Annotated in this window: 18 protein-coding genes; 7 read left to right on the top strand and 11 right to left on the bottom strand. The window is 64.7% G+C overall.

All coding sequences use genetic code 11. From position 1 onward, the window contains the following. The first annotated feature begins 23 nt into the window (after positions 1-23). Together SO140_RS36820 and SO140_RS36815 are read left to right on the top strand one after the other, a co-directional pair. On the top strand, positions 24-536 hold the full coding sequence (locus SO140_RS36820) for a hypothetical protein (protein WP_449382655.1): 513 nt from the start codon (positions 24-26) through the stop codon (positions 534-536). 117 nt (positions 537-653) lie between these two features. After that, a complete protein-coding gene (locus SO140_RS36815) occupies positions 654-1,112 on the top strand; it encodes a MarR family winged helix-turn-helix transcriptional regulator (RefSeq protein WP_449382654.1) in 459 nt (152 codons plus the stop codon). A 96-nt stretch (positions 1,113-1,208) separates the two neighbouring features. Here the strand turns inward: SO140_RS36815 and prfA are convergent, their stop codons facing one another. The 3 genes from prfA to SO140_RS36800 form a co-directional block, all read right to left on the bottom strand. Continuing rightward, positions 1,209-2,294, bottom strand: a complete 1,086-nt coding sequence (gene prfA, locus SO140_RS36810) for a peptide chain release factor 1 (protein ID WP_498543810.1) — start codon at positions 2,292-2,294, stop codon at positions 1,209-1,211. A gap of 56 nt (positions 2,295-2,350) precedes the next feature. After that, a complete protein-coding gene (ptsP, locus tag SO140_RS36805; RefSeq protein ID WP_449382652.1) occupies positions 2,351-4,618 on the bottom strand; it encodes a phosphoenolpyruvate--protein phosphotransferase in 2,268 nt (755 codons plus the stop codon). A 286-nt stretch (positions 4,619-4,904) separates the two neighbouring features. Then, complete coding sequence (locus SO140_RS36800; protein ID WP_449382651.1) at positions 4,905-6,161, bottom strand: aspartate kinase; 1,257 nt, start codon at positions 6,159-6,161, stop codon at positions 4,905-4,907. A 148-nt stretch (positions 6,162-6,309) separates the two neighbouring features. Here SO140_RS36800 and SO140_RS36795 point away from each other — a divergent pair, with 148 nt between their 5' ends. From SO140_RS36795 to SO140_RS36785, 3 genes are all read left to right on the top strand, one after another. Beyond that, a complete protein-coding gene (locus tag SO140_RS36795) occupies positions 6,310-6,777 on the top strand; it encodes a PH domain-containing protein (protein WP_449382650.1) in 468 nt (155 codons plus the stop codon). A gap of 14 nt (positions 6,778-6,791) precedes the next feature. Further along, entirely contained in the window at positions 6,792-7,565 is a 774-nt protein-coding gene (gene ubiG, locus SO140_RS36790) for a bifunctional 2-polyprenyl-6-hydroxyphenol methylase/3-demethylubiquinol 3-O-methyltransferase UbiG (RefSeq protein ID WP_449382649.1), read from the top strand. A gap of 282 nt (positions 7,566-7,847) precedes the next feature. Beyond that, positions 7,848-8,747, top strand: a complete 900-nt coding sequence (locus SO140_RS36785) for an EamA family transporter (RefSeq protein ID WP_449382648.1) — start codon at positions 7,848-7,850, stop codon at positions 8,745-8,747. 6 nt (positions 8,748-8,753) lie between these two features. Here SO140_RS36785 and SO140_RS36780 read toward each other — a convergent pair whose 3' ends face one another. Genes SO140_RS36780 through SO140_RS36760 form a run of 5 tightly spaced genes read right to left on the bottom strand, consistent with a single transcriptional unit; the run spans position 8,754 to position 11,587 of the window. Then, positions 8,754-9,086 (bottom strand): hypothetical protein, encoded by a 333-nt coding sequence (locus tag SO140_RS36780; RefSeq protein ID WP_449382647.1) that lies wholly within the window; start codon positions 9,084-9,086, stop codon positions 8,754-8,756. A gap of 11 nt (positions 9,087-9,097) precedes the next feature. Continuing rightward, positions 9,098-9,577, bottom strand: a complete 480-nt coding sequence (locus tag SO140_RS36775) for a DUF1178 family protein (protein WP_449382646.1) — start codon at positions 9,575-9,577, stop codon at positions 9,098-9,100. Next, positions 9,574-10,470: a carbon-nitrogen hydrolase family protein gene (locus SO140_RS36770; protein ID WP_449382645.1), complete on the bottom strand. Its 897-nt coding sequence runs from the start codon at positions 10,468-10,470 to the stop codon at positions 9,574-9,576. Before SO140_RS36770 ends, SO140_RS36775 begins: the two co-directional genes overlap by 4 nt. Next, positions 10,467-10,742 (bottom strand): glutaredoxin 3, encoded by a 276-nt coding sequence (gene grxC, locus SO140_RS36765; RefSeq protein WP_449382644.1) that lies wholly within the window; start codon positions 10,740-10,742, stop codon positions 10,467-10,469. The genes SO140_RS36770 and grxC overlap by 4 nt, the downstream gene beginning before the upstream one ends. Before the next feature lie 35 nt (positions 10,743-10,777). After that, a complete protein-coding gene (locus SO140_RS36760) occupies positions 10,778-11,587 on the bottom strand; it encodes a ComF family protein (RefSeq protein ID WP_449382643.1) in 810 nt (269 codons plus the stop codon). A gap of 222 nt (positions 11,588-11,809) precedes the next feature. Between SO140_RS36760 and SO140_RS36755 the strand changes: the two genes are divergently transcribed. Next, entirely contained in the window at positions 11,810-12,658 is an 849-nt protein-coding gene (locus tag SO140_RS36755) for a methyltransferase domain-containing protein (protein ID WP_449382677.1), read from the top strand. 126 nt (positions 12,659-12,784) lie between these two features. On the opposite strand, the gene SO140_RS36750 is transcribed toward SO140_RS36755, so the two are convergent. The 3 genes from SO140_RS36750 to SO140_RS36740 form a co-directional block, all read right to left on the bottom strand. Then, entirely contained in the window at positions 12,785-13,195 is a 411-nt protein-coding gene (locus SO140_RS36750) for a (deoxy)nucleoside triphosphate pyrophosphohydrolase (RefSeq protein WP_449382642.1), read from the bottom strand. A gap of 8 nt (positions 13,196-13,203) precedes the next feature. Further along, a complete protein-coding gene (gene argJ / locus SO140_RS36745) occupies positions 13,204-14,445 on the bottom strand; it encodes a bifunctional glutamate N-acetyltransferase/amino-acid acetyltransferase ArgJ (protein WP_449382641.1) in 1,242 nt (413 codons plus the stop codon). A gap of 100 nt (positions 14,446-14,545) precedes the next feature. Beyond that, positions 14,546-15,469: a peptidylprolyl isomerase gene (locus SO140_RS36740; RefSeq protein ID WP_449382640.1), complete on the bottom strand. Its 924-nt coding sequence runs from the start codon at positions 15,467-15,469 to the stop codon at positions 14,546-14,548. A gap of 354 nt (positions 15,470-15,823) precedes the next feature. On the opposite strand from SO140_RS36740, the gene secA reads away from it, so the two are divergent. Then, on the top strand, positions 15,824-18,664 hold the full coding sequence (secA, locus tag SO140_RS36735; RefSeq protein WP_449382639.1) for a preprotein translocase subunit SecA: 2,841 nt from the start codon (positions 15,824-15,826) through the stop codon (positions 18,662-18,664). The last annotated feature ends 302 nt before the right edge of the window (positions 18,665-18,966 follow it).

Genomic DNA, 18,966 nt, shown 5'->3' with positions numbered 1-18,966 from the left:
CGGCCGACGGCGAGGGCCAGCGAATGATGCCGCAGGCGCTCGACGCGCTGCGCAACCCGGAGGCGCGCAACCGACCGGACGGCTGGCGCAGCTCGCCGGCCGGTCAGTCGAACCCGGCGCCTGGTCCGATGAAGACGCTGAGCGTCCGTGCCCAGAACGTGCTCAAGGAGCTTGCGGTCGAGCTGACGGGCGAGCAGCCGCCGAAGGGCAACTGGTCGCCGTCACGCGAGCTTCTGCTCGCGCTGACCGCCGAGCGTCTTGCGACCGCGCGCAATTGCGGTCCGCACACGACACGCGAGATCATCGCCTGGGCGCAGGGCTGCGGCGTCACGATCAAGCCGACGATCCACCCCGGCGGATCACTGTCGGAGATGTGGACGCGGCTGATCGCCAACGCCGCCTCCGGCGCTCTCACCAGCACCGAGATTGCCGGCGCGTTGCAGCGGTCGATCAGGCGCCGAAGCGTGCGTATCCCGATCGCGTTCCAGATCATCCTGGTAAAGATACTGCTCTCCAACTTCTCCAACTTCGAATAGGCCGGCGGATAGCTGTGCATCCGCGGTGCAGCCCGGTTGGTCCGCACCCGGCCGCTTGCTAGCCTTGACGCATCCGCTCCTGTCGGCGGGTGGTGAGATCGAGGCGGACGGCACGGCATGGTCCAACCGAAGAAGACGACAACGTCGGCGCGGCGCGCGAGTGCGGCGATGCGCGAGGCCGACTATCAGGCGCTGGCGCAATTCCGCTACCAGGTGCGAACCTTCCTGGCCTTCAGCGAGGCTGCCGCCCAGCGCGCCGGGCTGACGCCCCAACAGCACCAGGCGCTGCTCGCGATCAAGGGCTTTACCGGACCGGACGCCGCGACCATCAGCGACGTCGCGCGGTTCCTGCTGATCCGGCATCACACCGCGGTCGAGCTGATGGACCGGATGACGAAGCTGAAGCTGATCAGCCGGGTGGCCGATCCGCAGGATGCCAGGAAGGTCCGCCTCAAGCTGACGGCCAAGGGCGAACAGAAGCTGCGGGCGCTCTCAAAAATCCATCTCGAAGAGCTGCGCGCGGCAAGTCCGGCCTTGAGCAAGATCCTGCGATCGTTCCGCACCAAGGCGCGCTGACTGGTGGCGTCTGCTCCAGAGCAGGATGAGTTTGGTTGGATCGGAGCGAGCCGCGGATTTACCTCTCCCCCGCCGAGGAGAGGTGAGCCTCGCACTCTAGGCAGCGGCACCCTGCGCCGCGAGCTGGGCGGCCTGGTGCTCCGTGGTCAGCGCATCGATCAGCTCGCCCAGCGCTTCGCCCGCGATCACCTGCGGCAGCTTGTAGAGTGTCAGATTGATGCGGTGGTCGGTGACGCGTCCTTGCGGAAAATTGTAGGTGCGGATGCGCTCGCTGCGGTCGCCGGAGCCGACCTTTTCCTTGCGGTCGGCCGAGCGTGCCGCCTCGACGCGCTGGCGCTCGGCATCGTAGATGCGCGAGCGCAGGATGTTCATCGCCGAGGCGCGATTCTTGTGCTGCGAACGGCTGTCCTGCATCATCACGACGATGCCGGTCGGAATATGGGTGATGCGGATCGCCGATTCCGTCTTGTTGACGTGCTGGCCGCCGGCGCCCTGCGCGCGCATGGTCTCGATGCGCAGATCCTCGTTCTTGACGTCGACGTCGACATCCTCGACCTCCGGCAGCACGGCGACCGTGGCCGCCGAGGTGTGGATGCGGCCTTGCGTCTCGGTGTCGGGCACGCGCTGCACGCGGTGCACGCCGGATTCGAACTTCAGCTTGGAGAATGCGCCGCGGCCCTGCACCTCGGCGATGATTTCCTTGTAGCCGCCGACGGTGCCCTCGCTCGCCGAGATGACCTCGACCTTCCAGCCCTGCAGGCCGGCAAAACGCTCATACATCCGGAACAGGTCGCCGGCGAACAGCGAGGCCTCGTCGCCGCCGGTGCCGGCGCGGATTTCCAGCATCACGTTGCGCTCGTCCATGGCGTCCTTGGGCAACAGCGCCACGCGGATCTTCTGCACGAGATCTTCGATTCTGAGCGAGAGCTCGTCGCGCTCGGTCTCCGCCATGCCGCGCATCTCGGCATCGGTCGCGGGATCGGCGATCAGCGCCTCGGTGTCGGCGAGCTCCTTTACCGCAGACCGATAGGTCTTCACCGCGTCGATCAGCGGGCTGATCTCGGCGAGCTCGCGCGTGACCTGCACATAGCGCTCGGAGGAGAGCTGGCCGAGCGTTTCGGCCTCGAGAGAGGCATGATGCGCAAGGAGGACGTCCAGTTTGGCTTCGGGGAGTGACGACATCGATCAAGTCTCAGGTGCAAAAAGGGGCGAGGCGGGACGGCTTTCGGACCGGCCCGCTACAACGACAGCCCTTCGGCCTCGGCAAATTGCGTCAGCTTCTGCCGGATCGAGACGGTGCCGGTCGGCGCGTCCAGGAGCGGATCGAGCATCGCGCCGGCCTTCTTGGCATCGAGCTCGAGGACCATCGCCTTCACCGGCCCGAGCGCGGTCGCCGACAGTGACAGCGAGCGGTAGCCCATCGCGATCAGCGCCAGCGCGCCGATCGGCTTGGATGCCATCTCGCCGCACAGCGAGACTGACTTCTCCGCAGCTTTGGACTTGCGCACGATCTCGCGCAGCACGCGCAGGATCGGTGCCGACATGGTGTCGAAGCGCTCCGAAACCTTGGCGTTGCCGCGATCGACCGCGAACAGGAACTGGAACAAGTCGTTGGAGCCGACCGAGATGAAGTCGACCTTCTTCAGAAGCTCGTCGAGCTGGTAGAGCAGCGCAGGCACCTCGACCATGGTGCCGATGTCGATGCGCTCCGGCAGCGTATGGCCGTGCTGGCGCAAATATGTCAGCTCGCGCTCGACCAGCGCCTTTGCCGAATCGAATTCGCCGACCTCCGAGATCATCGGGAACATCACGCGGATCGCGCGGCCGCCGCCTGCGCGCAAGAGCGCGCGGATCTGGCCGCGCAGCAGGCCGGGGCGATCGAGGCCAAGCCGGATCGCGCGCCAGCCGAGCGCGGGATTTTCCTCGATCACCGCCTCCATATAGGGCAGCGCCTTGTCGCCGCCGATGTCGAGGGTGCGGAAGGTGACGGGCTTGGTGCCCGCGGCATCGAGCACGGTGCGGTAGAGCGCGAGCTGGTCGCTGGTGCGCGGCAGGCTCTGGCCGACCATGAATTGCAGCTCGGTGCGGAACAGGCCGATACCGGCGCTGCCGGTGTCGTCGATATGCGGCAGGTCGATCGCAAGACCCGCGTTGATCATCAGCTCCACCGCCTCGCCATCCTTGGTCACGCAAGGACGGTCGCGCAGCGCCAGGTACTGCGCCTGGCGGCGCGCGCGGAAGCGCACGCGCTCCGCATAGGCCGCCTCGATCTCCTGCGAAGGCCGTACGTAGATCGAGCCCGAGGTGCCGTCGACGATGATGGCGTCGCCGGGATCGGCGATACCCGGCGCGTTCGGCACCTCGCCGACCGCGGGGATGCCGAGCGCGCGCGCCACGATCGAGACGTGCGAGTTGGCGGTGCCTTCCTCCAGCACGATGCCGCGCAGCCGCTTGCGGTCGTAGTCGAGCAGCGCCGCCGGTCCCATCGCGCGGGCGATGACGATGGCGTTGTCAGGCAGTTGCTCGCGGGACGGCGCGTGGTCCTGGCCGACGAGCTGGCGCATCAGGCGGTAGCCGAGATCTTCGAGATCGTGCAGGCGGTCGCGCAAATAGGGATCGGTGGAGCGCAGCATGCGCGCGCGGGTGTCCGACTGCACGCGCTCGACCGCGGCTTCCGCGGTAAGGCCGGTCGCGACCGCCTCGTGCAGCTTGTGCGACCAGCCCTGGTCGTTGGCGAACATGCGGTAGGCTTCCAGGACGTCGCGGTGCTCGCCGCCCTCGGCGACGTCGCCGCGCTCGAGCATGCGGTCGAGGTCGGAGCGCAGCTTGGCGAGCGCGGTGTCGAGCCGCTTGATTTCCTTCGGCAGGTCCTCGGCGATGTAGTCCTTGATGACGACGCGCGGCTCGTGCAGCACGACGTGTCCGAGCGCTATGCCCTCCGACAGGATCGCGCCCACCTTTTGCGCGGAATGGCGTGCGGCCGGCTCGAGGCCGGGCTGGGCGAGCGCGGACAATTCGCCCGAGGCGATCAGCTCCGCCAACACCATGGCGGTGGTCTGGAGCGCCTCCAGCTCCTCCTCGACATAATTGCGCTTGGCGCGGTTCTGCACCACCAGCACGCCGAGCGTATTGCCGGCGCGCAGGATCGGCACGCCGAGGAAGGAGTGGTAGATCTCTTCGCCGGTTTCCGGGCGGAACGAGAAGGCCGGGTGGCTCTGGGCGTCGCTGAGGTTGAGGGGGGTCGCCTCGCTGGCGACGAGGCCGACCAGGCCCTCATGGGCGCTCAGCACGGTATGGTGCACGGCCTCGCGGTTGAGGCCTTCGGTGGCGTAGAGCTCGAGGGTGTTGTCGACGCGCAGCACATAGACCGAGCACACTTCGGCCACCATGTTGGCGGCGATCAGCACCACGATCTTGTCCAGCCGCTCCTGGGCCGAGACCTGCTCCGCCATGGTTTCGCGGAGCCGTCTCAACAAGACGCGGGGACCTCCCGACGCGCTCCGCATGTGCCGTCAATCTCCTTCATCTGCCTGGCCCGGCGGGGTAGCCGGCGGCTGGCCCAAAACTCCAGAAAAACAACAAATTTGCTCGTCCGGCGGCGGCACGAGTCCAAATCCTCTTGGATTTAGCGCTTGTGCCGAATCGGCACCGCCTGAACTGGGGCACAGTCTGCGGCAGCCCACCCTGCTCGCCGTATAGCGAATTGAGGCTTGTTTTGCCAAGCAAAACGCCTGCCAAACGCGAAGGTGTGTACACCTTCGCGTTTGCTGCGGCCGCTAACAGAAAATTCGTCTAAACCTGATCGAGACCGTAGAGCGTGTGCAGGGTCCGCACCGCAAGCTCGGTATAGGCGGTGTCGATCAAAACCGAGAATTTGATCTCGGAGGTTGTGATGGCGCGGATGTTGATATTCCGCGCCGCGAGGGCCGAGAACGCCTGGGCGGCGACGCCGGCATGGCTGCGCATGCCGCTGCCGATCACGGAGATTTTGGCGACGTCGGTGGCGCTGTCGAGCCGCGCATAGCCGATCTTGGCCTTGGCGGCGGTGATCGTGTCCCTGGCGCGCGCGTAGTCGGTCGCCGGCACCGTGAAGGTGAGGTCGGTGGTCTTGCCGTCCTCGGAGACGTTCTGAACGATCATGTCGACGTTGATGTTGGCGTCCGCGAGCGGCCCGAAGATCGAGGCGGCGACACCCGGCTTGTCCTCGATCTGGCGCACCGAGATCTGGGCCTCGTCCTTGGAGAAGGCGATGCCGGTGACGACGTGGTTTTCCATGATCTCCTCCTCGCTGCAGATCAGCGTACCGGGCGGCTGGTTGGCATGCGGGTCGATGTCCTCGGGCTTGTCGAAGCTCGAGCGGACGAAGATCGGCATGTTGTGGACCATGCCGAGTTCCACCGAACGGACCTGGAGCACCTTGGCGCCCTGGGAGGCCAGTTCCAGCATGTCCTCGAACGCGATCTTGTCGAGCCGGCGTGCCTTCGGCACGATGCGCGGGTCGGTGGTGTAGACGCCATCGACGTCGGTATAGATGTCGCAGCGATCCGCCTTGACGGCGGCGGCGATCGCGACCGCCGAGGTGTCGGAGCCGCCGCGGCCGAGCGTGGTGATTCGGCCGGTCTCGGGATTGATGCCCTGGAAGCCGGCGATGACCGCGACCTCCTTGCGCTCCTTGAAACGGTTGATGATCTCGGTGCCGTCGATGTCCTCGATGCGGGCCGAGGCATGAGCGTCGCTGGTCTTGATCGGGATCTGCCAGCCCTGCCAGGAGCGCGCCTGGATGCCGAGGCTCTGGAGCGTGATGGCCAGCAGGCCCGACGTCACCTGCTCGCCGGAGGCGACCACGGCGTCGTATTCGCGCGCATCGTGCATGGGGGAAGCTTCGGTGCACCAGGCGACCAGCTCGTTGGTCTTGCCGGACATCGCGGAGACCACCACGGCAACTTCGTGCCCGGCATCGACCTCACGCTTCACATGTCGTGCGACGTTGCGGATACGTTCGATATTGGCGACGGACGTGCCGCCGAATTTCATCACGAGGCGGCTCATGACGACGCGTGCATTCCCTCTTGAGGATCAGTATGGTGGCCCGCGCTGGACGGGGTAGCTACCGACCGCGCGTATACAGAGCGGCGGGGCCGGGGGCAAGCCGGTTCCTGATGGACCCGTCTGGGCCGGGAATGGGTTAATCGAGGTTATGGCGCGTTATATCGACGAGATCCTGCAGCCCGGCGAGAAGGTGCTGTATTCGACCAATGCGCACTGGATCTTCTATTTTCCGGCGATTCTGGCCTGGATCGTGGCCCTGATCCTGCTTCTGATGTCGCGGCAGACGGTCACGGAGGGACTCGTGCTGCTGTGGCTCACAGCTTCCGGCCTGGTGGCGCTGGGCGGCCTCTATTGGACACTGAAGGGCTGGTTCCACCGCTTTACCACCGAGACCGACGTCACCAATTTCAGAGTTGTGCATAAGACCGGGTTCATCACCCGGAAGACCTTTGAAATGAGCCTCGACAAGGTTGAAAGTGTCGATGTCGACCAGAGCATTCTGGGTCGCATCTTCAACTACGGCGATGTGACGATCCGCGGCGTGGGCGAGGGGATCGAGAAGATCGAGACCATCGCGTCCCCACTTGCCTTCCGCAATTCGATCACCGTGCGGTAGGACGGCGCGTTGTCATGAGCATGCAGCAGAACAGTTCCGCCACCACGATTGTCAGCCCGGCCTCGACCGTCGACGCCGGCGAGGTCGCCAAGTTCTCAAAGCTTTCCGCCGAGTGGTGGGACCCCAGCGGCAAGATGGCCCCGCTGCACAAGATCAATCCGCTGCGGCTCGGCTATATCCGCGACTCCGCCTGTCGCAAGTTCGAGCGCAACGTGCGCAGCCTCAACTGCCTCGGAGGCCTGCGCGTGCTCGACATCGGCTGCGGTGCAGGCCTGCTCTGCGAGCCGCTCTCGCGGCTCGGGGCGCAGGTCATCGGCATCGATCCCTCGGCAAGCAACATCGCGGCCGCAAAGCTCCATGCCGACAAGGGGCATCTGTCGATCGACTACCGCTGCACTACGGTGGAGGAGGTCGACCCGCGCGAGCGCTTCGACATCGTGCTGGCGATGGAGGTGGTGGAGCACGTCACCGACGTCGGCATCTTCCTGAGCCGCTGCGCCGCCATGCTGAAGCCGAATGGGCTGATGGTGGTCTCGACCTTGAACCGCAACTGGAAGAGCTTTGCGCTCGCCATCGTCGGCGCCGAATACGTGCTGCGCTGGCTGCCGCGCGGCACCCATGAGTGGAACAAGTTCGTCACCCCCGACGAGCTCGCCAAATATCTGCTCGACAACCGCCTCGTCATCACCGAGCAGACCGGCGTCGTCTACTCGCCCTTCGCCGACAGATGGAGCCTCTCCTCCGACATGGACGTGAACTACATGGTCGTGGCGGAAGGGATGGTGTGAGGCGGGCGTTGCGTGTAGCAGCCCGGCTGTTGCAACAACAGAGGTGTCGTCCTGGCGAAAGCCAGGACCCATTACCCCAGGGAGCGGTTGTGGCGCGAGGCTTGTAACCACGAGTCTTCGCAAAACCACTCCCTGGGGTAATGGGTCCTGGATCTGCGCTCCGCTTGTCCAGGACGACAGTGGAGTTTGTGGTAGGAGCATCGCACCCATGACATCGGCGTGGTTGACCAGCGAGTCTGTTACCTTCACGCTAGCGCCTCTCTGTCCCGCCATTTCCCGCCCATGCTCACCGTCACCAGCCTCTGGATTCCCTTCACCGTCATCGCCGCGCTCGGCCAGGTCGCGCGCAATGCGATGCAGCGGTCGTTGACCAAGCCGCTCGGTACCTGGGGCGCGACCAACATCCGCTTCCTGTTCGGCTTCCCGTTCTCGGTGCTGTTCTTGGGCCTGGTGCTGGTCGTCTCCGGCGATCATCTGAGCGCGCCGCCGACCGTGTTCTGGCCGTGGCTGCTGTTAGGGGCGCTCAGCCAGATCGTCGCCACCGGATTGATGCTGCTCGCCATGAACGACCGCTCCTTCGTGGTGACTACGGCTTATCTGAAGACCGAAGCGATCCAGACCGCGATCTTCGGCTTCGTCTTCCTCGGTGATCACCTGACCTGGCTCAAGGTGCTGGCGATCGTGATCGCGACCGTCGGCGTCGTCATCACCGCGCTGCGTCCCGGCGGCGAGAAGAGCTTTGCCGAATTGAAGCCGACCATCATCGGCCTCGTCGCCGCGGCCGCGTTTGCGCTGTCAGCCGTCGGCTTCCGCGGCGCAATCATCACGGTGCCCGGCGTCTCCTTCGTGACGGCCTCGTCGTTCACGCTGGTGCTGGGCCTGTTCGTGCAGACGCTGATCCTGACGGTCTACCTGCTGTGGCGCGCACCAAAAATCTTGCAGGCGATCCTTGGATTATGGAAGCCGTCGCTGCTCGCCGGCTTCATGGGCGCCTTCGCCTCGCAATTCTGGTTCCTGTCCTTCGCGCTGACCGCCGCCGCCAATGTCCGCACGCTCGCGCTGATCGAGGTGCTGTTCGCGCAGGGCGTCGCCTACTACTCGTTCAAGCAGCCGGTCTCGCCGCGCGAGATTTTCGGCATCGTGCTGATCGTGATCGGCGTTGCGGTGCTGGTGGGGGCGTAGGAAGAGTTAGCGAAGCCCGGCAAGGATGCCGGGTGCCAGAACGCGCAACTCACCGCTCAACACCGGGTTCGCCAGATCGTGGATCGCCGCATGGATCACGTCCTCATATCCCGATTCGAACCCGATATCCTCGCGGCATTCGACGAGATTGGCCCAATCCTCGACGGCGAGGGCATCGATCTCTCCGGTTGAAAACCGCTCAAGGACTGCGACGATATCGCGTCGCGCCAGCGTGACCACCGGATCACTATCCCACGTCAACGAACCGAGTCCGGACTTCAGGTCCGGGATGGACGCATCGAAATGGATGAGCGACGAGAGTATCGTTTCGCGGCTCATGAGCGCTCGCGTCAGTTCCGGTCTTCCGGCAGCACCGGCAGCGGCGACACCTCGATGCCTTCGTCGATCAGCGCCTTGGCTTCATCGGGCGAGGCTTCGCCGTAGATCGGGCGGTGCTCCTTGTCGCCGTAATGCATGGCGCGGGCTTCGTTCGGGAAGCGTTCGCCGACATTGTCGGCATGCTTCACGATGTGGTCGCGCAATTCCTTCAGCTTGGTGCGCAGTTCGCGCTCCTGGGCCAGCATCAGCGAGGCCGGCTGCTGCTGTGTGACCTCGGTCGTTGGCGTGGGTGCCGGGGTTGGCTCGGGAGCGCGCTCGCGGCCCTTCTTGCCGACGATGCGCGGCGCCATGATCGCCTTGTCGACCTTGGCCGAGCCGCAGATCGGGCAGGTCACGAGCTTGCGCTTGACCTGCTGGTCGTAAGCCGACGAGCTCTGGAACCAGCTTTCGAACTCGTGGTCCCGCTCGCAGCGGAGTGCATAGCGGATCATGCCGATCCCCGCACCAGATGCAGATGATCAGGGCCAGCCTTCGGATCGGCGACGCCGAAGCGGCGGCCATGTTGCAGTGAGGGAATCGCCCTGCGCGCGGTCTCGACCTTGGCCGGGTCGATCTTGGCCATGATGATGCCGGGCTCGACATCGCCCTCGGCAAGGATCTCGCCCCAGGGATCGATGATCAGCGAGTGACCATAGGTTTCGCGCTTGTTCTCGTGCGTTCCGGCTTGCGCGGCAGCAAACACGAAGCACCCGGTCTCGATTGCGCGCGAGCGCAGTAGCACGTGCCAATGCGCTTCGCCGGTCTTGCGGGTGAAGGCGGAGGGCACGGTGATGAACGAAGCGCCGGCCTCCGCCAGCGCGCGATAGAGCGCGGGGAAGCGCACGTCGTAGCAGATCGTGAGCCCGACGCGGCCCCAGGGCAGGTCGGAGATCACAGCCGTCTCGCCCGGCTGGTAGTTGGCGGATTCGCGATAGCTCTCGCCATCCGGCAGCTCGATGTCGAACATGTGGATCTTGTCGTAGCTCGCCAGCAGATTGCCGTCGGGTCCGATCAGGAAGGAGCGGTTGACCGCCTTCTCCGGCGAGTAGCGGAGCGCCAGCGAGCCGACATGCAAGAAGATCTTCAATTCGGCGGCGAGCGCGCGATAGGCCTTCAGCGATTTGTCGTCCTCTTCGCTGGCGAGGTGCTCGAACAGCGCCTTGCGGTTCAGCTGCATCATGTTGCTGACTTCGGGCGTCTGCACGTAATTCGCGCCGTTTGCGGCCGCTTTTCGAATCAGCTTGCTCGCCTGCTCGAAGCTCGGTTCAGGCAGAAGGCCGGTGCGCATCTGCACCATGGCGGCAGTGAAGGTACGATCCTGCGCTTGAGCTTGATTCTGGTTCATGAGACCGCCTTGACGCTTTCGAGCAGTGCATCGAGCTTGCCTTCGCGATCGAGCGAATAGAGCTCGTCGCAACCGCCGACATGCTTCTCGCCGATCCAGATCTGCGGGAACGTCGAGCCCTCGCCGGCGCGGGCATACATCTCCTGGCGCCATGACGGATTCTTGGCGATGTCGAACTCGGTGAAGGCGGCTTTCTTGCGGGTCAACAGCGATCTGGCCGCGGAACAATAGCCGCAGCCCGGCCTCGTATAGATCTCGACAGCAGTGCTCATCTCGCCTGGCGCTCTCAATTCATGAATTGATTGAATTATATGGGACGTGACCCGGTCTCCACAACCCGGGCAAAGACCAGTGCGTCGACCTGCGCCGCTTTGGCGCGCAGCAAGGCCCGCGCGCAGGCATCCAGTGTCGCACCCGAGGTGAGGACGTCATCGATCAGGATGATGCGGCGGCCCTGCACCTCGGCCTGGTGGTCGGCAGATACCTGGAATGCGCCCTGCACATTGGTGGCGCGCTGGGCGCGCGACAGGCCGATCTGCTGCTCGGTGGCGCGGACCCGGCGCAGGACGTCGCCTTTTACCTTGACCCCGGTCTGGCGCTCGATCACGCGGGCCAGCGCGCCCGCCTGGTTGTAGCGGCGGCGCCAAGCCCGCCGCCAATGCAGGGGCACCGGGACCAGCATGTCGGCCTCGCCAAGCAGCTCGCGCCCCGCGCGCGCCATCCAGCGGCCCATGGCCGGCGCAAGATCGGTACGGTCCTGATACTTCAGCGAATGCACGAGCGTGCGCGCGACATCATCATAGCGTACCGCGGCGCGCGCCCGATGATAGGCGGGCGGGCTCGCAATCGCCTCCATCGACAGCATCTCAGGGCCGGGATCGTAGACGAAGGGGATTCCGAGCCGCGGGCAGTAGGGTGGGGCGATGAACGAGAGTTTCGCCCAGCAGGCCGCACAGACGCCCTCGCCATCGACCGGCTCGCGGCAGGACACGCACAGCGTCGGCAGCGCAATGTCGAGCGCGAGCCTTGCCGCGCGCGACAATAGGCGATGGCCGGCCGAAAGCGCCCCACGCCAATGGGCGGAGATGGAACGGGACGGGGCGGTTTCGGCTTCCATGAATGAAGGCTAGCGCTACGTTTGCGAGGGCTCAAGCCGCGGTTTTATGTCTCGTGCCCCGGACGCGGCGCAGCGCGTAGCGGTGCGCTGCTGAGCCGGGGCCCAGGAATCGTCCACGTAAACGTGGGTCCCGGCTCTACGGAGCGTCACTGCGTGCCGCACCGCGTCCGGGACACGAGAGAGGAGATTGCCAGAACCGTCGCGATCGGCGTAACCAGCGGCATGGCGCAAAACCCGCAAATCCCGCCCGCCCTGTTCGACCGCGCGCTGCTGCATGCGCGGCAGCGACGTGCGAGCGTGCAGGGGCTTGCCAGCTTCCTGCTCGACCGTGTCGACGAGGACATGGCCGACCGGCTGGCTGCGGTGATGCGCGAATTTGGCGCCGTTGCCGATCTGTGGACCCCCGGTGAGGGCCTGTCGGCGTTGCGCGCGCGCTTCGGCAATGTACAGCGGATCGAGCTCGATGCTACGGGCGAGGAGAAGCTGCCGCTGGCGATGGAAAGCCTCGATCTGGTGGCGTCCGCGCTGGCGCTGCAATTTGTCAACGATTTGCCGGGCGTGCTCGCGCAAATCCGGCGTGCGTTGAAGCCCGACGGTCTCCTGCTCGCCGCGATGATCGGCGGCGATTCACTGACCGAGTTGCGCCAGGCCTTTGCCGCGGCCGAAGCCGAATGCGAGGGCGGCGTGTCGCCGCGCGTTGCGCCGTTCGCCGATCTGCGCGACATCGGCGCGCTGTTGCAGCGGGCGGGTTTTGCGCTGCCGGTCACCGACGTCGATCGCATCGTCGTGCGCTATGCGAATGCCTTCGCGCTGATGCAGGATCTCAGGCGCATGGGCGCAGCCAACGTGCTGGTCGAGCGGCGGCGCACGCTGACGCGGCGTGCGACCATGCTGCGGATGGCGCAAATCTATGCCGAGCGCTTTGCCGATCCCGACGGCCGCATCCGCACGACATTCGAGATCATCTGGCTCTCCGGCTGGGCGCCGCATGCCAGCCAACAGCAGCCGCTCAAGCCCGGATCGGCCAAGACCAGCCTTGCCGAGGCGGTGAAGAAGGCAGGGAAGACGTGACCCTCATGGTCCTCATGGTGAGGAGGCGCGCAAGCGCCGTCTCGAACCATGCAGGCCCCGCTCTCGCCATGCGGCCCATCCTTCGAGACGCGGCGCAACCGCCGCTCCTCAGGATGAGGTCCCAATTCACATCAGCAGATCGATCAAATGCGGGATCAGCGGGATGTCCGCTGGCGGCATCGGATAGTCGCGCAGCTTGTTGGCACGGACCCAGGCCAGGGTCTGGCCTTCACGTGCCGTCACCATCCCCTCCCAGCGGCGGCAGATGTAGAGCGGCATCAACAAATGGAACGCCTCGTAGGCGTAGCTTGCGAAGGTGAGAGGCGCCAGGCACGGCTCGCTGACGGTGATGCCGAGCTCCTCGTGAAGCTCGCGGATGAGGCTCTGCTCCGGCCGTTCGCCGGGCTCGAGCTTGCCGCCGGGAAACTCCCAGAGGCCGGCAAGCGCCTTGCCCTCGGGGCGCTGCGCGATCAGGACGCGCTTGTCGGCGTCAACGAGCGCGCAGGCCACTACCAATGTCAGCTTGAGTTCGGCCATGCCTGAACTTACGATCGATAGTCGCCGTTGATCGCGACATATTCCTTGGTGAGGTCGCAGGTCATCACGCGGTCGCGGCCCTTGCCGAGGCCGAGCGAGACCTTGATCGCGATCTCCGGCGCCTTCATCGCCTCCGACACCTGTGCCTCGTCATAGGACGGATCGCGCGCGCCGCTCTTGGCGACGCGGATGCCGTTGAAGGAGATCGACAGCTTGTCGCGATCGGCGGGCTCGCCGGCCTTGCCCACAGCCATCACCACGCGGCCCCAATTGGCGTCTTCACCTGCGATCGCGGTCTTCACCAGCGGCGAGTTTGCAATCGACATCGCGATCTTGCGCGCCGACGCCTTGGTCTTGGCGCCTTCCACGGTGATCTCGACCAGCTTGCGTGCGCCTTCACCGTCGCGCGCCACCTGCTCGGCGAGATTGGCCAACACCTCGTTGAACGCCTTGACGAAGGCCTTCAGGCGCGGGTCGCTGGCGCGGCTGATTTTTGGCGCGCCGTGCTCGGCGGCAGCGCCGGTGGCAAAGGCGAGCAGAGTGTCAGAGGTCGAGGTGTCGCCGTCGATCGTCACCGCATTAAAGGTGTCCTCGACGCCGCTCTTGAGCAGCGCTTGCAGCGCGGCCGGCGCGATCGGCGCATCCGTGAAGATGAACGACAGCATGGTCGCCATGTCGGGCGCGATCATGCCGGCGCCCTTGGCCATGCCGTTGATGGTGACCTTGGCCTTGCCGAGCTTCACGGTCCTGGTTGCGACCTTCGGGAAGGTGTCGGTGGTCATGATCGCGTTCGCGGCCGCGAGATAGTCGCCGGCTTCGGCGGTCGCGGCGAGACGTCCCAGCACGCCATCGAACTTGGTCGCATCCAGCGGCTCGCCGATCACGCCGGTCGAAGCGAGGAAAATCTCGCTTTCGCTGCAGCCGACGGCCTTGGCCGCGATCTTCGCGGTCAGCGCGGTGGATGCCCGGCCGGTCTTGCCGGTGAAGGCATTGGCGTTGCCGGAATTGACCACCAGCGCGCGCGCCTTGCCGCCCTTCAGTTTCGCGCGGCACCATTCCACCGGCGCGGACGGGCATTTCGACTTGGTGAAGACGCCGGCGACCGCGGTGCCCTTGTCCAGAAGCGCGAGCAGCACGTCGGTGCGGTTCTTGTAGCGGATGCCGGCTTCCGCCGTCGCGAGACGGACGCCCGCAATGACGGGCATGTCGGGAACGTGCTTGGGGGCAAGTGGAGAGACAGTGGAGGACATCGCTTGGGCCTTGATGGGTTCAGATACGCAGATGCCCGGCACGAGGCCGGGCATCACGATACTTAAATACTCTAGGCGTCAGCGAAGTGACAGCGAATTCTTACTTCTTCGCTGGCGGCGCCATCTTGCTGTCGGAGGGCTTCGCCGCGTCGGCCGGCTTGTCAGCCGGCTTTGCCGCGTCCGCAGCAGGCTGGTCCAGCCGCTCGACCTTGGCTTCAGCGCGCAGCTTCGCGACATAGTCGGCCTGGGCCTTGCGGGTGACGTAGTTCTCGATCTGGGCTTTGACCTGGTCGAAATCCGGCGCCTTGCGGCTGCGCTTTTCCTCGACCTTGATGATGTGCCAGCCGAACTGCGACTTCACGGGGTCGGAGATCTTGCCCGGCTCCAGCGCGAAGGCGACCGCCGAGAATTCCGGCACCATCTGCTCCTTGGTGAAGAAGCCGAGGTCGCCGCCGTCGGCGGAGCCCGGATCCTTGGACTTCTTCTTGGCGAGCTCGGCGAAATCGGCGCCCTTGTCGAGCTCGGCCTTCACCGCCTTGGCCTCGTCCTCGGTCTCGACCAGGATGTGGCGGGCGTGCACCTCCTGCTCGCCGGTGATCTGCTTGGAGGCTTCCTCATAGACCTTCTTCATGGCATCGGGGGTGGTCGCGGTCTTGCCTTCCTGGGCGAGCAGGCTGTCCATCAGAAGCCGGTTGCGGGCGAAACCCAGGCGCTTCTTGAACTCCTCGTTATCGGCGATCTTCTTGTCCTCGGCGGCCTTGGCGACGATCTTCATGTCGATCAGGAAGGCCAGCACGTTCTCGTCCTTGGTCGCCGGGTCCATCTGTGCCAGCGAGGGCCCCAGTTCCTCCTCGGCGAGCGCAACGTCGCTCTTCTTGATCTCCGCGCCATTGACCTTGGCCAGGACCGGGTCGTCGGCGGCCCGGCCGGGACCTGCGATCAGCGCCAGTGCGAGGCAGCCCGCAAGGGCGGTGGCAAGGCCGAAGCGCAGGCCGGTTTTCGTTACCGGGAACGAGGTGGTCATGGAAAATCCTTATCCTGAAGGGGGTATTTGGGCGGGGCGGACACTCGCCCAATCGGGATGCCTTGGCAACGCGAAAAACCTGTCAAAATGATGAATTAGCGGAAAGCCGGCCGCCGTTGACAAGGCTCAGGGTGGGCCATATCTGTGGCCGGTCGCGTCCATGGCGATAGCGTTTATTTTGCTGCGTTTTTGGCCGTTGAACCCAGATTTGCTCAATTCCCACCCATATGGCGGATGACCCCGCAACGGGGCCTTGGCCGCGAGGCGTCACGGTGAGTTGATAGGCAAGTTGGTGACAACCTCTTGGCTGCAACGCGGTAATCGCGAACACAGGAATTTGGCAAGGAATTCGGTATGATCGGCGCGCTCGCCCGCAAGTTTTTCGGCTCCGCCAACGACCGGCGGGTGAAGGGATACCAATCCCGAGTCAACGCGATCAACGCGCTCGAGCCGGAACTTTCAAAACTCTCCGACGAAGCCCTCAAGGCCCGCACCGCCGAATTCAAGCAGCTGCTCGCATCGGGCAAGACGCTGGACGACCTGCTGGTGCCTGCCTTCGCCACGGTGCGCGAGGCGGCCAAGCGCACGCTCGGCCAGCGCCATTTCGACGTCCAGCTCATCGGCGGCATGGTGCTGCATGAGGGCGACATCGCCGAGATGAAGACCGGCGAAGGCAAGACGCTGGTCGCAACGCTTGCGGTCTATCTCAACGCGCTCGCCGGCAAGGGCGTCCACGTCGTCACCGTCAACGACTACCTCGCCCGCCGCGACTCCGGCTGGATGGGCCAGATCTACGGCTTCCTCGGCATGACCACCGGCGTGATCGTGCACGGGCTCGACGATGCCGAGCGCAAGGCGGCCTATGCCTGCGACATCACCTACGGCACCAACAACGAATACGGTTTCGACTACCTGCGCGACAACATGAAGTACCGGCTCGAGGACATGGTCCAGCGGCCGCACTACTACGCGATCGTCGACGAAGTGGACTCCATTCTCATCGATGAAGCCCGCACCCCGCTGATCATCTCCGGCCCGCTCGACGACCGTTCGGACTTCTACAACACCATCGACACCTTCATGCCGAAGCTGGAGAAGGTCACGGACTACGAGGTCGACGAGAAGCAGCGCACGGTGACCTTGACCGAAGGCGGCATGGAGAAGCTGGAGACACTGCTGCGCGACGCCGGCCAGCTCAAGGGCGAGTCGCTCTACGACGTCGAGAACGTCTCGGTCGTGCACCACGTCAACCAGGCGCTGCGCGCCCATACGCTGTTCACCCGCGACAAGGACTACATCGTTCGCGACGGCGAAGTCGTGATCATCGACGAATTCACCGGACGCATGATGCCGGGCCGGCGCTATTCGGAAGGCCTGCACCAGGCGCTCGAAGCCAAGGAGCACGTCGCGGTTCAGCCCGAGAACCAGACGCTCGCCTCGATCACCTTCCAGAACTACTTCCGCATGTACGAGAAGCTGGCGGGCATGACCGGCACGGCGGCAACCGAAGCCGACGAATTGTTCGACATCTACAAGCTCGAGGTCGTGGAGATCCCGACCAACCTGCCGGTCGCGCGTCTGGATGAGGACGACGAGGTCTACCGCACGCAGAAGGAAAAATACGTCGCCATCCTCGCCGAGATCGAGCGCGCCAATGCGCGCCTCCAGCCCGTGCTGGTCGGCACGGCATCGATCGAGAAGTCGGAAGTGCTCGCCGAATTCTTGAAGCAGAACGGCTACAAGCAGATCGATTTCGGCAAGGAAAGCGCGCTGGAGAAGCTCTACGCCGCCGCCCGCGCCGGCAAGCCCGCAAAACTGTTCGCGGTCTTGAACGCGCGCTTCCACGAGCAGGAAGCCTATATCGTTGCGGAAGCCGGCGTGCCCGGCGCGATCACGATCGCGACCAACATGGCGGGGCGCGGTACCGACATCAAGCTCGGCGGCTCCCTGGACATGCGCATCCAGCAGGAGACCGCAGGGATCGAGGACGAGGCCGAGAAGGCGAAAAAAATCGAGCAGATCAAGGCCGACATCGAACATTTCCGCGACATCGTGCTGAAGGCCGAGGAGACCGTCGAGATCGAGCCGGCCAAGGGTTCAAAGCCCGCCAAGACCGTGAACAAGCCCGGCGGCCTCTACATCATCGGCTCCGAGCGTCACGAGTCCCGCCGCATCGACAACCAGCTCCGCGGTCGTTCCGGCCGTCAGGGTGACCCCGGTCGCTCAAAATTCTTCCTGTCGCTGGAAGACGATCTGATGCGCATCTTCGGCTCGGATCGCCTCGACAGCATGCTGCAGCGGCTCGGTCTGAAAGAGGGCGAGGCCATCATCCATCCCTGGATCAACAAGGCGCTCGAGAAGGCACAGCAGAAGGTCGAGGCGCGCAACTTCGACATCCGCAAGAACCTCCTCAAGTTCGACAACGTCCAGAACGACCAGCGCAAGGTGATCTTCGACCAGCGCGTCGACCTGATGAAGGACGAGAACGTCGCCGAGACCATCGCCGACATGCGCCACGCCTTCATCGAGGACCTCGTCGCCAAGCACGTGCCCGAGCATGCCTATGCCGAGCAGTGGGACGTCGCGGGTCTCAAGGAAGAGTTGAAGCGCGTGCTCGATCTCGATTTGCCGGTCGACGACTGGGCCAAGGAAGAGGGCATCGCCGACGAGGAATTGCTCACCCGCATCGAGACCCGTGCCGACGAGCACATGGCGGCCAAGGTCGCGCAGTGGGGTCCCGACGTGATGCGTTACGTCGAGAAGACGATTCTGCTGCAGACGCTCGATCATCTCTGGCGCGAGCACCTGATTATGCTCGACCATCTGCGCCAGGTCATTGGCCTGCGCGGTTACGGCCAGCGCGATCCGTTGCAGGAGTACAAGACCGAGGCCTTCAATCTCTTCCAGGAGATGAGTGCGCATCTGCGCGAGGCCGTCACCGCGCAGCTCATGCGCGTCGAGATCATTCCGCCGGAGCAGGAAGCGCCTATCCTGCCCACAATGGAAGCGCACAAGCTCAATCCTGATACCGGCGAGGACGAGATGGCCTTCGCCAACGTGACGCTGGCCCCGCAGGCCAACGCCGTGCAGCGCGATCCGAAGAACCCGGCAAGCTGGGGCAAGGTCGGCCGCAACGAAGATTGCCCCTGCGGCAGTGGGAAGAAGTTCAAGCACTGTCACGGAAGGTATGCTTGATGTGATGACGGAGTGAGTGAGGCGCGACGCTCTCGCTTCACACTCCACCGTCATTGCGAGCACAGCGAAGCAATCCTGAGTCTTTCCGCAGAGGGATTCTGGGTTGCTTCGCTGCGCTCGCAATGACGAGCGCTTGGGAGCGTCCATCGCGCATCAATCTCCGCTGTCATTCCCCGCGAAGGCGGGGAATCCAGTACGCCGCGACCTCTCGATAGAATCACTACCGCCTCTGGAATACTTGTATGGGCTTGGTCAAGGATGAGTGGTTGTTAGATCATTTCAGATCATCTCCTTGTTCGAAG

Source organism: Bradyrhizobium sp. UFLA05-108 (assembly GCF_059803455.1).
Note: the sequence above shows the minus strand (reverse complement) of the source record. Positions and strands in the feature narration are given on the sequence as shown.